The 15,097-nt window shown below is 63.3% G+C and carries 14 protein-coding genes; 2 read left to right on the top strand and 12 right to left on the bottom strand.

All coding sequences use genetic code 11. The features are described 5' to 3' along the window. Positions 1 to 74: 74 nt before the first annotated feature. The 4 genes from GSQ90_RS07210 to GSQ90_RS07225 form a co-directional block, all read right to left on the bottom strand. Positions 75 to 1,049 carry an ABC transporter permease gene (locus GSQ90_RS07210; protein WP_158814074.1) on the bottom strand — a complete coding sequence of 325 codons (975 nt, stop codon included), beginning with the start codon at positions 1,047 to 1,049 and terminating at the stop codon, positions 75 to 77. A gap of 32 nt (positions 1,050 to 1,081) precedes the next feature. After that, the gene (locus GSQ90_RS07215) at positions 1,082 to 2,584 is read right to left on the bottom strand and encodes a sugar ABC transporter ATP-binding protein (protein ID WP_158814075.1); all 1,503 of its coding nucleotides are present in this window, start codon (positions 2,582 to 2,584) and stop codon (positions 1,082 to 1,084) included. Positions 2,585 to 2,591: 7 nt separating this feature from the next. After that, on the bottom strand, positions 2,592 to 3,635 hold the full coding sequence (locus tag GSQ90_RS07220) for an ABC transporter permease (RefSeq protein ID WP_158814076.1): 1,044 nt from the start codon (positions 3,633 to 3,635) through the stop codon (positions 2,592 to 2,594). Between the two features lie 114 nt (positions 3,636 to 3,749). After that, positions 3,750 to 4,838, bottom strand: coding sequence for a sugar ABC transporter substrate-binding protein (locus GSQ90_RS07225; RefSeq protein ID WP_246731441.1), 1,089 nt, complete (start codon positions 4,836 to 4,838; stop codon positions 3,750 to 3,752). A 236-nt stretch (positions 4,839 to 5,074) separates the two neighbouring features. On the opposite strand from GSQ90_RS07225, the gene GSQ90_RS07230 reads away from it, so the two are divergent. Continuing rightward, positions 5,075 to 6,787 (top strand): GMC family oxidoreductase, encoded by a 1,713-nt coding sequence (locus GSQ90_RS07230; RefSeq protein WP_158814077.1) that lies wholly within the window; start codon positions 5,075 to 5,077, stop codon positions 6,785 to 6,787. Here GSQ90_RS07230 and GSQ90_RS07235 read toward each other — a convergent pair. The 8 genes from GSQ90_RS07235 to GSQ90_RS07270 all read right to left on the bottom strand — a co-directional run bounded on the left by GSQ90_RS07235 (position 6,730) and on the right by GSQ90_RS07270 (position 14,327). Continuing rightward, positions 6,730 to 7,485, bottom strand: coding sequence for an ABC transporter ATP-binding protein (locus GSQ90_RS07235; RefSeq protein WP_158814078.1), 756 nt, complete (start codon positions 7,483 to 7,485; stop codon positions 6,730 to 6,732). The genes GSQ90_RS07230 and GSQ90_RS07235 overlap by 58 nt on opposite strands. Then, positions 7,482 to 8,198 (bottom strand): ABC transporter ATP-binding protein, encoded by a 717-nt coding sequence (locus GSQ90_RS07240; protein ID WP_158814079.1) that lies wholly within the window; start codon positions 8,196 to 8,198, stop codon positions 7,482 to 7,484. Before GSQ90_RS07240 ends, GSQ90_RS07235 begins: the two co-directional genes overlap by 4 nt. Next, on the bottom strand, positions 8,195 to 9,235 hold the full coding sequence (locus GSQ90_RS07245) for a branched-chain amino acid ABC transporter permease (protein ID WP_246731442.1): 1,041 nt from the start codon (positions 9,233 to 9,235) through the stop codon (positions 8,195 to 8,197). Before GSQ90_RS07245 ends, GSQ90_RS07240 begins: the two co-directional genes overlap by 4 nt. Before the next feature lie 20 nt (positions 9,236 to 9,255). Then, positions 9,256 to 10,125, bottom strand: coding sequence for a branched-chain amino acid ABC transporter permease (locus GSQ90_RS07250; RefSeq protein WP_158814080.1), 870 nt, complete (start codon positions 10,123 to 10,125; stop codon positions 9,256 to 9,258). A 138-nt stretch (positions 10,126 to 10,263) separates the two neighbouring features. Beyond that, the gene (locus tag GSQ90_RS07255) at positions 10,264 to 11,496 is read right to left on the bottom strand and encodes an ABC transporter substrate-binding protein (RefSeq protein ID WP_158814081.1); all 1,233 of its coding nucleotides are present in this window, start codon (positions 11,494 to 11,496) and stop codon (positions 10,264 to 10,266) included. 224 nt (positions 11,497 to 11,720) lie between these two features. Beyond that, positions 11,721 to 12,419, bottom strand: a complete 699-nt coding sequence (radC, locus tag GSQ90_RS07260; RefSeq protein WP_158814082.1) for a DNA repair protein RadC — start codon at positions 12,417 to 12,419, stop codon at positions 11,721 to 11,723. Further along, on the bottom strand, positions 12,416 to 13,240 hold the full coding sequence (gene map, locus GSQ90_RS07265; protein ID WP_158814083.1) for a type I methionyl aminopeptidase: 825 nt from the start codon (positions 13,238 to 13,240) through the stop codon (positions 12,416 to 12,418). Before map ends, radC begins: the two co-directional genes overlap by 4 nt. 94 nt (positions 13,241 to 13,334) lie before the next feature. Then, entirely contained in the window at positions 13,335 to 14,327 is a 993-nt protein-coding gene (locus GSQ90_RS07270; protein ID WP_158814084.1) for a GlxA family transcriptional regulator, read from the bottom strand. A 71-nt stretch (positions 14,328 to 14,398) separates the two neighbouring features. Here GSQ90_RS07270 and GSQ90_RS07275 point away from each other — a divergent pair, with 71 nt between their 5' ends. Beyond that, positions 14,399 to 15,094, top strand: coding sequence for a DJ-1/PfpI family protein (locus GSQ90_RS07275; protein WP_158814085.1), 696 nt, complete (start codon positions 14,399 to 14,401; stop codon positions 15,092 to 15,094). Positions 15,095 to 15,097 lie beyond the last annotated feature (3 nt).

Here is a 15,097-nt window from a genome sequence, read left to right on the forward strand (position 1 = left end):
ACTTCCCACCAAGCCAGAGGGGGCCGTCGCTCGCAGGTGGCGGCGCCCGTGCGGAGGATTTCTGTTTCGATCGCTCATTTGATGATCGCAATCTTGCTGCGGTCGATGGTGATGGCGACGGCCGCGATCAACATCGCGCCGAATACGATGTTTTCAGCAAAGATATTGACTCCGACAAAGGTCATGCCGATCCGCACGACGGAAATGATGAGGGCGCCGATTGCGGTGCGCCCGACATTGCCGAGCCCCCCGGTGATGGCGGTGCCTCCGACGATCACCGCGGCGATCGCTGGAAGCAGAAGCTGGTTGGCGAGGCTTGGCGAACCGCTCGAAAGACGCGCGGCGAGAATGACGCCCGCCAGCGCCGCCAGCGTCCCGGAAATGGCGAAACCGGTAATCTTGGTGCGGTTGACATTGACCCCCGCCGCCAAGGCGGCAGGTTCGCCAGCGCCTACAGCGACGCTAAAGCGTCCGAAACGCGTGTAGCGAAGGATGAAAAAGCCGGCGACGCCGACCAGCACGGCGATGGCGACGACGTTCGGCACGCCCCATGTGGTTGCGTTGATCCATTCGGTATAGCCGCGTCCGCTCTCTTCGATCGTGATGGCTCGGCCGTGCGCGGCGAGAAGCGCCAGACCGGCGACAACACCCCCGGACGCCAGCGTCGCGACAAAAGAGGGCACGCGAAGGCCGACGTGAACAATGCCGCTGGCGATTCCAAACACCAATCCGGTCGCGATGGCGACCGGAAATGCGCCGAGGCCAAGCGAGGGCAGAAGCTGAGCGACGATCACGCTCGCGAGAGACGCCAAGGCCTGAATCGAGAGGTCGACGCCGCCCAAAAGAATAACGAACGTCTCTCCCGTCGCCAGGATGAACAGGACGGCGGTATCGGCCAACACCATTGTCAGCGTCTGAACGGAGAGAAAGCTCGGCACGAAGAGCGCGATAAAGCCGACCAGAAAGACCAGCAGCGCCGGCGGCGCAAGATTGCGCAGCGCGCCCGATGAGACGCCCGGCAAATCACGAAGCTGCGATAAAGCGGTCATCGAAACCTTCTTTCCAATCTCGGGCAGCTCAATCAGACCATGGCGCGCAGCAGATCCACCTGCGCTGGCTTTTGGCCAGCCGCGGCTTCGAAGCGCGCGGTGATTTCCCCGTCGCGCATCGTCAACACCTGATGCGACAGGCCGATCGTCTCCTCCAGCGTGTCGGACAGCAGCAAAATGGCGACGCCTTGCGCGGACAGTTCGCGCACAAGCTCGTAAACCTCCTCCTTGGCGCCGACATCGAGGCCGCGAGTCGGGTGATCGAGAATGAGAATGCGAGATCCCGCAGTCATCCAGCGCGCCAGAACGACTTTCTGCTGGTTGCCGCCGCTGAGCTTGCGACAGGCGACATCGACATTGGGCGCCTTGATGCGCAGACGCTTCAGCCATTCCTTCGCAACGCTTCGTTCGCGGCGATGGTCGATGATTCCGTTCGCCATCACCGAGCCGAGATTGGCCAAGGTGATGTTTGACGCGATCGACAGGAACATCACCAGGCCCTCGGTCCTGCGCTCGCGCGGAACGGTGCCGACGCCCAGCTTGACGGCCTGTTCGGGACTGGCCAGCCGCACGGCATTGCCGTTGATTTTCAGGGAGCCGCTGGTTTGCGGCAGGAACCCGCCGAGCGAACGCGTCAATTCCTCGCGTCCCGAGCCGACGACCCCGGCGATGCCGACGACTTCGCCCTCGCGGATGCTGAAATCGACATTTCGAAACGCGCCCGAGACGCCAAGGCCCGCCGCTTCCAAAAGCACGGCCGGACGCGGCGGCGTCTGCTGCGCTTCTTTGTAATAGCCGGAATGCAGGCCTCGTCCGACCATAATTTCATGAAGCTGCGGCGCTGTGACTTTATCGGCGCGGTATTCTCCGACGATTAGCCCGTCTTTCATGACATAGACGCGGTCGCTGACTTGCAACACTTCATCGAGACGGTGCGATACGAATACGAAACTCGCCCGCGCTTTCAGCGACCGCACGCGCGTGAACAGAATGTCGATGTCGGCGCGCGCGAGAACCGAGGTCGGTTCGTCGAGCAGGATGGTCAGCGGGCAATTCGTGCTGTCCTCCAACGTCAAGGCTTTGGCGAGCTCCACCATTTGCCGCGCCGCGAAACTCAGATCGGCGGTGCGCGCCGTAACATCGATGTCGACGCCGATCTTGCCGAGCTGACGCAGAGCGGCCTTGCGCATGGCGCGCCAGTTCACCAACCCAAAACGTGTGAACTCGCCCTCCTGGCCAAGATAGATGTTCTCGGCCACCGTCAGGTTGAGCAGCAGAGATTGTTCCTGAAACACCATGCCGATGCCGTTGCGCGCGGCGTCGCGCGCCGAGCGCAGGCGCAGCGGCTTGCCGTCGAGCGTCAGCGTTCCGCTGTCGGGCGATTGCGTGCCCGACAAGATGCGCATCAGAGTGGACTTGCCGGCGCCGTTTTCGCCAATGAGGCCGACGACTTCGTTACCGCCAATCGTGACGCTGACGTCGCGCAAGGCCTGCACGCCGGTGAAGGATTTGGATATGGACTGGGCTGCGAGCATGGCGCGCTTACTTCACGATCTTGAGGCGAAGGCGGTCGAGCGACGACGCGACGGCGGCGATGATCATCAGGCCCTGCACGGTTTGCTGGATATAAGGGGAGATGCCGAGCAGCACCATGCCGTTGCCGAGCACCGTCACGATGAGAACGCCTACCAGCGTATTGATGACGCCGCCCTCGCCTCCGGTCAGCGCGGTGCCGCCGACGACTACCGCCGTGATCGCGGCGAACAAGCGCCCGTCGCCGATCACTGAATTGGATTGGCCGAGCTGCGCGGCGGCCAGAACGCCCGCCACGCCGTAGAAGAGGCCGGCGATCGTGAAGGCGGCGATGCGCACGCGTCTGGGATTGACGCCTGACAATTCCGCCAGATCCTCGCCGCCGCCGATCGCCACAATATGCAAGCCGAGGCGCGTGAAATATTGAATGAAAATCGCCACGGCCAGCGCCGCCAAAGCAATCCAGACCGAAAGCGGGAGCTCCAGGAAGCGGGTCAGCGCAAGGCCGCGCAAGGCGGGGTCCATCAGGCGCACCGCGGAGCCGCCGAGCAGATAAGTGGAGACGCCGAGCCCGATGAACCACACGCCAAGGGTCGCCATGAAGGACGGGATTCTGAGGCCGGTCTGGATGTTTCCGCTCAAGAAACCCATGAAGCCGCTCGCGCATACCGCCGCGAGCACGGCCCACCAGCCAAAATTGCTGGCGTTGGAATCATTGGCGGCGAGCAAGACCAAAGTCGTCGCGGCGATCGCCACGGCGCCTTCGGCGGATAAGTCGATGCTGCCCATCAGAATGACGAACGTCGTTCCCATCGCCAGCGTCAACGGCACGGCGGCCGCATTGGCGATGCGGATCAAATTGCGCAATTCGATGAAATTAGGATTGGCGATCGCGATCAGGATGCAGAGCGCGACGAGAACGAAGACCGGCGCGAAGGCGCGCATCCGCCGCGCCGCTGTCGTTTTCCAGGCGGCAAGGGACGGCCGACGCGGCGCGCCGACCGCGTTGCGTGATTGAGGCGGAAATTCCGCCTGTTCGGAATGCAGGGTCATTGGCCGCCTGGATCACGAAATTGACGGCCGCCACCGCAACGGGAGGGGATTGCGGTGGCGGCTCAACCGAAACGGGCGATGATACGCCGTTTCGAAGCAGGAGCGAGAGCGTCGTCAGCTCGCCCGGATCGGGCCGACGACGCGTCCCCACAAGTCGTTCCAATCGTAGGTCGGCTGCGAGTCCACGTTGGTCTTGAAATATTGCTCGACGTTGTCCTTGGCGATCGTCGTGGTCTGACCGTAGAACTCGCGATGTTCGTGCGGCTCCTTGGTCGGGTCGAACGCCTTCATCGCGGCGTGGTAACCGATCGACAGCCCCATCCCGCCCTGCCAAAACGGATCGGACGTGATGGTCGCGGCAAATTCGCCCTTGCGTACTGCATCGACGGCGGCCTTGATGCCGTCGATGCCGACGACCGGCACTTTCCCCGCGAGCCCTTCGGCGCGCAAGGCTTCCAGCGCGCCGCTGCCCATGTCGTCATTGGCGGCCCAGATGCCTTTGATCTTGTCGCCGAAACGGGTGAGCAGGCTGCTTGTGAGGTCGTAGGCTTCCGTCGCCTTCCAATTGGCGACCTGGAAATCGAGCAACTGGATGTTGGGATGAGCGGCCAGCGTTTGATCCAGACCCTTCTTGCGCTCGATGGCGGCCGTTGTTGAGATCATGCCGCCCAACGCCACGATGCCGCCCGAACCGCCGATCGCCTTGATCAGGGCTTCCGTAATGGCCGAGCCGCTCTTGATGCCGTCAAATTCAATATGGGAGATGTAATAGGGGTTAAAGCTCTCGGGGTGGAGATCGCTGGGCTTGTTCCATTGCGTGACGACATAAGCCCCCGCCTTGAAGCAGGATTCGACGATCGGCCGCGCGTCGGGCGTGTCGTTAGGGTCGGAGTTCAACACCATGTGACCGCCGCTCTTGGACAGCAGGGCCTTGATATCGGCGATGCCTTTTTCGCTATTGCCCTCCGATACGACGGTGACATGTTCCGCGCCTACGGATTTGGCGAAGGCTTCCGCGCCGGTTTTCCACACGGCGTGATAGGGATTGGAGAGCGAGCGGATCGAGGTGACGAGCAAGGGCTTGTCGCCGGCCGCCCGCGCCCTGCGCGGCAGAGCCATAGCGGCGAGGCCGCCCGCGGCGCCGCCGAGGAGAGAGCGGCGGGTCAGCGCGCCCGCGCCGGGCATCGAAAAGCGTTCCATCATCGTATGACCTTTCCTTGAGTTTTGGTTTCCATCCGGGGGTCGTTTTTTTGAGGCGTCTTTTTTGAAAGGCGTCGCGCATTCAATAAAATTGGTCCTACAACCCTTCAACCGGATTAGCATATGATAGCAATTGACGAGGCACAAGAGAGATGTGAGTCTGAACGAACGTTTCAGGCTTCATTCAAGCTGACGCGCGGCGCCGTTCGCGACCGACAGGCTGTCTCCGGGGAGGAACAATGCCCGATTACATCATCGTCGGGGGCGGCTCCGCGGGCTGCGTGATGGCGGCCCGCCTCAGCGAGGATCGCGACGTTTCCGTGCTCCTGCTGGAGGCTGGGCCCCGCGATACCGATCCTTATATTCATATGCCGGTCGGCTTCTTCAAAATGACGAGCGGTCCGCTCGTGTGGGGTTACGAAACAAAGCCTGGCCGGGAGATCGACGGGCGCAGCATGGTCTATCCGCAGGGGCGGGTTCTGGGCGGCGGCAGCTCGATCAATGCGCAAGTGTTCACGCGCGGCTGCCGCGAGGATTACGACGGCTGGGCGCGTGACGAAGGCTGCGCGGGTTGGTCGTTCCAGGATGTGTTACCTTATTTCAAACGGTCGGAAGACAATGACCTGCTGTCGGGGCCTTTCCATGGCAATGGCGGGCCGCTCGGCGTGACTTCGCCCAGCCCGCATCCTCTGACGCGCGTCTTCGTTCAGGCGGCGCAGCAGGCTGGTCTGCCGTTCAATTCGGATTTTAACGGCGCAGGCCAGGCGGGCGCCGGGATCTACCAGATCACGACCCGCCACGGCCGGCGCTGCAGCGCCGCGACCGGTTATTTGAAGCCCGCGTTTGGGCGCCCCAACCTGTCGGTGCGCACCGGCGTGACGACCACCCGGATCGTCGTCGAGAAAGGCCGCGCCATCGGCGTTGAAATCGTCGAGAACGGACGCCGCGCGCTGCTGCGCGCGGACCGCGAAGTTCTTGTCTGTTCGGGCGCGATCGGCTCGCCGAAATTGCTGATGCTGTCGGGCATCGGCCCGGCGGCGCATCTGCGCGAGCATGGAATCGCGGTCGTCCAGGATCTGCCCGGCGTGGGCCAGAACCTGCAGGACCACATGGATATCGACACCGTTTACGAACTCACCGGCCCTTACAGCTACGACAAATACAAGAAGCCGCATTGGAAATTGCTGGCCGGGCTCGAATACAAGATGTTCGGCAAGGGGCCCGTCGCCTCCAATCTCGTCGAGGGCGGCGCTTTCTGGTGGGGCGATCGCTCGGAGACGACGCCCGATCTGCAGTTCCATTTCCTGCCCGGGGCAGGGGTCGAGAAAGGCATCGGCACGGTTCCAGGCGGCAACGGATGCACGCTGAATTCTTATCATTTGCGTCCGCGCTCGCGGGGCTCGGTGACCTTGCAATCGGCCGATCCGTCGACCGCGCCCGTGATCGACCCCAATGCTTTCGCCGAGCCCTACGATCTCGCCCGCGCGATCGATGGCGTCAAAATATGTCGAGAGATCATGGCGCAAAGCGCTTTCGCCCGTTTTATCGCGCGCGAGCATATTCCCGGCGACAATATGCGCAGCGAGGCGGACTATCAGGCGTTCGCCCGGCAGGCCGCCCGCTCGGCCTATCATCCGGTCGGCACATGCCGGATGGGAATGGACGAAAGCGCGGTGGTCGACCCGCAATTGCGCGTGCGCGCTATCGATGGGCTGCGGGTGTGCGACAGTTCCGTCATGCCTCGCCTGATCTCGTCGAACACAAACGCCGCCGTCATCATGATCGGAGAAAAGGCCTCCGATCTCGTGCGCGGCAATCGCGCATCGACGCCGCCTCAAACACAGGAAGCGGCCTTGATGGGGTCAACGATAGCGCCGCCGCGAGGCGGCGCTTCTCAAAGCGTCTCAACATCCCGGCTCTTGATTGGCGGACGCTTGCCCCCGCCCAGATAAAGTTCGCGCATCAAGGTTGAATCGCGCAGGTCGGCGATGGCGCTTGCGAGGACGATCTTTCCCGATTGCATCAAATAGCCGCGCGCGGCGACGGAGAGGGCGAGGCCGGCGTTCTGTTCGACGAGCAGCACCGCCGCGCCGAAATTCTTGCGCACGTCGATGATCACGGACTGGACCTCCCGGACCATCAAGGGCGAAAGGCCCAGCGAGGGTTCGTCGAGAAGAAGCAGGCGCGGGCGCGCCATCAAGCCGCGCGCGATCGCCAGCATCTGCTGCTGGCCGCCGCTGAGTTCGCCGCCCTTGGCCGACCGCTTGTCGGCGAGGATCGAAAAGTAGGATTCCATGCGGCCGATATCGGCCTCGACCTCGCCCTGGTCCTCTCGCGAATAGGCGCCAAGGCGGAGATTTTCGCGCACTGTCAGATCCGCAAAGATGCGCCGGCCCTCCGGCACCATGACGACGCCCAGCTTCGCCAGCCGGTCCGGCGGGAGGCCCGTGACGTCGTGGCCGTCCAGCATGATCCTGCCGCGCTTTGGCTTGAGCAGCCCGCAGATGGCGCGCATGAGCGTCGATTTGCCGGCGCCGTTAGGTCCGAGGATCGTCGCAATTTCACCTTCGGCCACCGACAGCGACACGTCGCGATTGACGGCGACGGCGCCGTAGGCGGTATCGACGTTTGCAACCTCGAGCAGGCTCACGTCGGCGCTCCCAGATAGACTTCCACCACCTTCTTGTCGTTCAGCACCTTGTTGGGGGGCCCTTCGGCGATCTTGACGCCAAAGTTGAGCACGACGAGGCGGCGGCAGATCGAAGCGATGAGGTTCATGTCGTGATCGATCAAGCAAACGCCGATGCCCCGGCCGGGCAATTGCAGGATAATCTCGGCCAGTTGCTCGGTTTCGCCGTCGTTGAGGCCCGCGGCGGGCTCGTCAAGAAGCAGCAGCGCCGGTCGTGCGGCCAGCGCCAGGGCGACGCCCAGGCGACGCAGATTGCCGAAGGGCATGGACCCGGCGATCTCCTCCTCGCGCCCCTTGAGGCCAACGAAATGGAGGATATCGGAAGGCGACATACTCTTGCCATTGACGGACGCGGCGCCATGTTCATGCGCGATGAGGATGTTCTCGCGGACCGACAGGGCGGGGAAGGACATCGCCTGCTGAAAGGTGCGCACAAGCCCCTTGCGCGCGATCTGATGAGCCGGCAGCCCGGCGATATTCTCGCCGCGCCAACGCACGCTTCCCGCGGTCGGCTTCAGGGCTCCGGTCACGACATTGAACAGCGTCGTCTTGCCCGAACCGTTCGGGCCGACGATGCCGAGAATCTCGTCGAGATCGATCGACAGATCGACGCCGTCAAGCGCAACGACGCCGCCGAATGTCTTGCGCAGGCCTGAAATCTCGAGAGCGCTCATGCGCGCGCGACCTTGCTGCGCAGCGTCCTATACAAACTCGCAAGACCCGCCATGACGCCGCCGGGAAGAAGAAGGATGACGGCGATCAGGCCAATTCCATAGGCGATGCGCGCATCGATCGGATCGAGGTTGAGCACTTCGGGCAGGAACGTGACGATAAGCGCGCCGGCGAGCGGCCCATAGAGCATGCGCGGACCGCCGAGCATGACCATCAGCGCGATATAGACGCTTGGGAAGGCGCCAAAGAGCTCCGGTGAGATGTGCTGGAGAAAGTAGACCTGGAGGATGCCGGCGACCCCGGCGAAGGCCCCGCTGAGCATGAAGGCGACAATCTTGTGGAAACGGACATCGATTCCGAGCGCCGATGCGAGCTTTTCGTTCTCGCGAATGGAGCGGAGCGTGCGGCCATAGCGGGAGACCATCACCAACCAGGTGAGCGCGATGCTCGCCAGCACGAAGAAGGCGACCAGCAGGTAGACATTCTGCAGCTTGCCGAAGCTGACGCCGAACAGCGGCGCGATCGCGCCGATGTCGAGGCCCGAAGCGGCGCCCGTGAAGGCGCCGCCATTGGTCAGGACGATCGCGAGAAGACCGCAAAACGCGAAGGTGATGATCACAAAGTGATGGCCGCCGACGCGGAGCGAGGGAAGCCCAACGAGGCCCGCTGCGAGCGCCGAGAAGATCGCCGCGAAAGGCAGCGCCGTCCAAAGATTCATGCCGAGATCGCGCGAAAGGATGGCTCCGGTATAGGCGCCGACGCCCATCAGCGCGGCATGCCCCACCGACATGATGCCCGCCTGGCCGACGAGGATCGCAAGGCCATAAAGCGCGATGGCGCTGACGCCCGTCGATGTGGCGAGCGAGAGAAGCCGGTAGCCCGGGTGGAACCAGGGGAGCCCGAAGAGCACGACGATGAGGATCGTCGGCATGATCAATCGTTCGACCAGGGTGAGATGGGCGCCCGCGGCGACCTTGACCTCGCTTTCAGGGGTCGCGGGGGCGGGCGCGGTATCGACCATGGTCTCGCTATTGCTCATCTGACGATCGACTCCGGACTCTAGACGGCGCGCGGGCCGGCCGTGCCGCCGAGCAGGCCGTTGGGGCGCAGCAGCAGGATCAGGATCATCAATGCGAAGGAATAAGCCTCCGTCCATTCGGGCAGGCCGTAGCCGGCGCTGAGCCCATCCATCAGGCCAAGAACGAGGCCGGCGACGACAGCGCCGGCGACGTTGCCCAGGCCGCCGATCAGGGCCACGGCGAAGCCGCGCACGACAATGGTGCTGCCGATGAATGGCGTGATGGGAAACAGCGCGATCATCAGCGCGCCACCCAGACCAGCCAGCATGCTGCCGTAGATGAAGACGCCGGTGATGTAACGCCGAACCGGAACTCCCATCAGCGACGCTGTCTCCTGATCGGCGACGCTGGCGCGCAGCGCGAGACCATAGCGGCTGCGCGAAATGCCAAAGAAGGTGATCGCCACGACGACCGCTGTGATGAGTACGACCACGGCGCGCATGACGATGATCTGGACGCCGCCGATCTCCCACACGCCGCTCAGCGGTTCGGGGATGCTCTTCTGGTAGGAGTTCCAGAAGCGAATGACGAAATGCTGCAAAACGACGATCAGCCCGAGAGAGATGATGAATCCATTCATCGGACGGTCGAGCGTCAGACGAAAGAGGCCCCGCTCCAGAACGAAACCAAGCAGGCCGACGAACAGCACGGCTGCTACGAGGCCGATGATGAAGCCGCCGCCGTTGCTGACCACGAGCCAGGTCGTCATGCCGCCGATCATCAGGAATTCGCCATGGGCGAAGTTGATGATGCCGGTCAGTCCGAAGATCAGCGTGATGCCAATGCCAATAAGAATGATGACGCTCGCGACGGACAAGCTGTTGACGAGTTGCTGCAGGAAAATTTCCATCGACGGGTCTCTTGACGGGGCAGGCGCCTCCTGCCGGGCGAAGCCCTGGGGCGAAGGCGGAGCTATTCACGGCGACAGTTTTGCGCGACTTGCGCCGGCCGGATCGAGGCATGCGATCCGGCCGACAGGGGAGAGAGTTCAGCCTCCGTTGTCACCGGCCGGCGGCTCGGTCGGCGGCTCCTCAACGGCGCATTCGAACTGGTCCGACGTGTTGGGCTTCACGAGGCACACTTCAGTGGCGAAGCTGACGCGGTGCCGATTGTCGAAATAGAGCGGCGCCTTCGACACCACGCCTTGATATTTCATTTTCTCGATCTGGGCGACAACCGTGTCCGGGTCCGTCGAGCCCGATTCCTCAATCGCCTTCGCGTACCAGTGCATGTAATCGTAATAGAGGAGCGAGACGGACGACTGAACGCCCTTAACCGCGCCGGCGGCAAAATAGCGGTCGAAATAAGCCTTGGCCTCCGGCGTGGGCGGAGCGCCCCAGCACATGGGCACGCAGCTCAGCGTGACCGGCGCCGTCGAGACGAGCTTGCGGTCGGCCCACACGCCCGGATCGACGCCGAACAGGAAGTAGCCCTTGGCGACCTTGAGCTGGACCGCCTGCGGGAAAGCGACGAGGGTGACGTCGCCATTGTACCAGAAATGAACCGTGTCGGGGTTCAGACCCTTGGCGCGCGTGAGCAACGGCGTGAAATCGGTGGTGTTGGGCGGATATTTGATCAAGTCGACGTGCTGGCCATTCGCCTCGAGCGCCTTGACGTAATGCTCGGACAGATACTGGCCGGTGGCGTCGTCGGCGACGAACACGACTGCGTTCTTCAGCGGCGCGCCAATCTCTTTGCCGAGAAGCTTGAGGACGCCGCGCGCCGTGCTGCCGCTGCGCTGGAATTCGGGTGGCTCGCTCTGGAAGGTGTAGTGCAGCGGCGCGCCAGGAGCGACCGATTCCTTTGTAAGGATGGCGCCGAGCGAGCTGTTGCCGGTGAATTGAAGCACCTTCGCCGGGCCGGTGATCTTGGTCATCGACACCGAAAAGTCGTGCGATTCGGTTCCGTAGAGTGCGGCGACGCCGATGTCGTTGACGAGTTCGCGTCCGGCCGCGATAGCGACATTGACGTCGGTGCGGTCGTCGCGGTTCTCGAGCTGGATCTTGCGGGACTTGCCGCCGATCTTGACGCCGCCCGCGTCATTGATCTCCTTGACGGCGAGCGTGACGCCCGCGCCGATGGTGTTGCCCGCCGATACGAAGGCGCCGGTCTGCGCGGCGACGACGCCGATTTTGATCGTGTCGTCGTCAGCGGCGGCCGGCTGCGCCGAGGCCGCGAATAGCGCGCTGCCGGCGATGGCGCAAAACTGCCAAAATTTCATTGAAGGTTCCTCCCGTTGACCACGACGTCATTGTTTTAGTATTTGTCATGTGGCCGTGTCATAGTATTGTCCTACAACTTGCGAGTCAATCGCTTCGATCTCCTCTCCGATGAATTTAACGCTCAGACGACAAGGGGAACGATTCCAGAGACCTGGTTGCGCAGCCAATCCAGGGACGTCGTTTCGGACTTAGCAAGCCGCAACAATGCGGCGTTGATCCGCGCTCAGATCAGTCTCAAGCCGCGCAGCGAGGCGTGACCGTGGCGACCGATGATGAGATGATCGTGGACGGCGACTCCAAGCGGCGCAGCGATGGCGATGATCTCCAGCGTCATCTTGATGTCCGCCTGCGATGGCGTTGGGTCGCCTGAGGGATGGTTATGGACGAGAACGACGGCGGTGGCGGCAAGCTCCAGGGCGCGACGCACCAATTCGCGCGGATAGACCGGCGTGTGATCGACCGTCCCCGCGCCCTGCACTTCATCGACGATCAGGCCGTTGCGCTTGTCGAGAAACAGGACGCGGAATTCCTCGCGTTCGGCAAAAGCCATCGCCGTGCGGCAATAATCGACCACTTCGCTCCATGATCCCAGCGGCAACCGCTTCTTCGCGACGCCTTTGGCGAAGCGCTTGGCGCCCGCCTCGAGGATTTTGAATTCGTTGATCGAGGCCGCGCTCATGCCCTCGATTTCGGCGAGTCTCTCGGGCCGCGCGGCGATCGCTTCGGCGAAAGAACCGAAGCGCGCGATCAAAGCCTTGGCGAGCGGCTTGACGTCGCGGCGCGGTATCGCGCGAAACAGGACGAGTTCGAGCAATTCATAATCGGCGATCGCCTCGGGGCCGGCCTCGCGCAGCCTTGTGCGCAATCTCTCGCGATGGCCCAGGTAATGGGCCGGTTCGGAATCGCGAGCGGCGCCGCTCATTTGGGATAGGGCGGCCGATCCCAGCCACGCGGCGACAAGGTGAATATCTCGACCCCGGTCGAGGTGACGCCGACCGTATGTTCGAACTGCGCCGACAAGGAGCGGTCCCGCGTGACCGCCGTCCAGCCGTCGGAGAGCACTTTGACGGCCGGCAGGCCCAGATTGATCATCGGCTCGATGGTGAAAAACATGCCGGCGCGCAACGGAATGCCTTCGCCGGGGCGCCCGTAATGCAGAATGTTGGGCTCGTCGTGAAACAGTCGGCCAAGACCGTGGCCGCAGAAATCGCGCACCACCGAACAACGTTCCGGCTCCGCGTAACTCTGGATTGCAAAGCCGATATCGCCCGTCGTCGCGCCAGGCTTGACCGCCGCAATGCCGCGTATCAACGATTCATAGGTCACATCGATCAGACGCTGGGCGCGTCGCGGCGCCTCGCCCGCGACATACATCCGGCTTGAATCGCCGTGCCAGCCCTCGACGATCAAGGTCACGTCGATATTGAGGATATCGCCGTCGCGCAAAGGCTTGTCGTCGGGAATGCCGTGACAGACAACGTGGTTGATCGACGTGCAGATCGATTTCCGATAGCCGCGATAATTGAGCGGCGCCGGATAGGCCTTGTGATCCATCGCGAATTCGAACGCAAATTTGTCGAGCGCGGCGGTCGTGACGCCAGGACGAACCCGTTCGCACAACAGATCGAGCGCCTCCGCCGTCAGCGCGCCAGCCTTGCGCATCGCCGCGAAATCCTCCGGACCATGCAGCTTGATATGACCGCTTTTGCGGCCTTGCAGTTCAGCAGAATCGACAAATGTCATTGAAAAGACCGCGCAAAAGAAGGGGAGCGAAAGCGCCCGAAGACAAAAGCCAATCTAATACGCCCAGCTTTGTTGGCAAGGCGGGAGTGCGCCTTCAAGGCGAAAAGCGGCGCCGGTAATCCTGGGGCAGAACGCCGGCGACCCGAACGAAGCTGCGGCGCATGGTCTCCTCGGAACCGAAGCCGCAGCGAACGGCGATCCTTTTGATCGCCACGCGGGAATCGCAGAGTTGGCGCTGCGCCGCTTCAACGCGCAGCCGTTCGATCGCTTTGGCCGGGGTGCAGCCGGTGGCCTGCTTGTAGCGGCGGAGAAATGTGCGGTCGCTCATCCCGGCGCGCGCGGCGAGATCGGGAACGGGCAAATCCGCGCCGAGGTTCTGGCCGATCCAGGCGTGGAGAGCGCCAAAATGATCCGAATCCTGCTGCAAGGACAGTAGCGTGCTGAATTGCGCCTGGCCGCCGGGGCGCTTGAGGAAAACGACAAGCTGGCGTGCGATGGCGAGCGCCATGTCCCGCCCGAGATCCTCCTCGACCAGAGCGAGCGCCAGATCGATCCCAGCCGTAATGCCTGCCGAAGTCCAGATATTGCCGTCGCGAATGAAAATCGGATCGTTTTCGACAGTCAGCTCCGGGTGGCGGCGCGCCAGTTCGCCGCAACGGGTCCAGTGCGTCGTGACGCGCCGCCCCGCCAGCAGGCCGGCGGCGGCAAGCAGGAACGCGCCCGAGCACACCGAGGCCAGACGACGGGTCTGCGAGGCCCGGCGCCGCACCCAGCCCAGCAAAGCTTCGTCCGCACTTGCCGCGTTGACGCCAAATCCGCCCGCGGCGATCAGCGTATCGACGGCCGTCGAATTGCGCGGAAGCGGCGTGACGACGAGGCCAAGGCCTGCGGAAGTTTCGACGCTCGGCGTCTTTGGCGCGACGACAGCCAGCACATAGGGGGCCGGCGATCCCTGGCGCCAGGCAAGGTCATTGGCGGTGGCGAAGACCTGGAGGGGCCCGGCGACATCGAGCAATTGCACCCTGTCGAAGGCGATGATCTCCACGCGTCGCACATAGTTTGGCGTAGAATGCCGGTTATTTGTCATTTCCGCCAAACCCTAATCGACTAGGTTGCGCCAAACCAGACATTTTCTCTTCGATACTCAAGGAAAACATCATGCCTCTCGATATCGGTCTCCTGGTCTTTCCCGACGTGCAGCAACTTGACCTGACGGGTCCCTATGAGGTCTTCGCCTCCTGGCCGGAGGCGCGCGTCCGCCTGGTCTGGAAAAGCCGCGCGCCCGTCGTCTCGTCGACCGGGTTGCGGCTTGAGCCCAATGAGACGTTCGACGATTGCCCGCAGCTCGACGTCGTCTGCGTGCCCGGCGGCGTCGGAATCAATCCGCTGCTTGGCGATGAAACCGTTCTGGCTTTCCTGCGGCGTCAGGCAAGGGCTGCGCGTTTCGTGACGTCCGTTTGCACGGGCGCCCTGGTTCTGGGGGCCGCCGGTCTGTTGCGCGGCAAGCGGGCGACGACGCATTGGGCGTCGCATGATCTGTTGGCGGCCTTTGGCGCGATTCCCACACAGGGCCGGGTTGTGCGCGACGGCGCCCTGATGACGGGCGGCGGCGTTACGGCGGGCATCGACTTTGCTCTGACGCTCGTCGCGGAGCTGGCCGGCATTGAGACCGCGCAGACGATCCAGCTCAATCTCGAATATGCGCCGGAGCCGCCGTTCGACGCCGGCTCGCCATCGACCGCGCCGGATGACGTCGTCGCGACGCTGCGCAAGCGCGGCGCCAAGGTCAGGGCCGAGCGCGAGAAACTTGTCGAAGCGGCGGCGCGCTCGCTGAGCATGGTCGCCATGGACTGACCG

The organism is Methylocapsa sp. S129 (assembly GCF_009765995.1).
Taxonomy (GTDB): domain Bacteria; phylum Pseudomonadota; class Alphaproteobacteria; order Rhizobiales; family Beijerinckiaceae; genus Roseiarcus.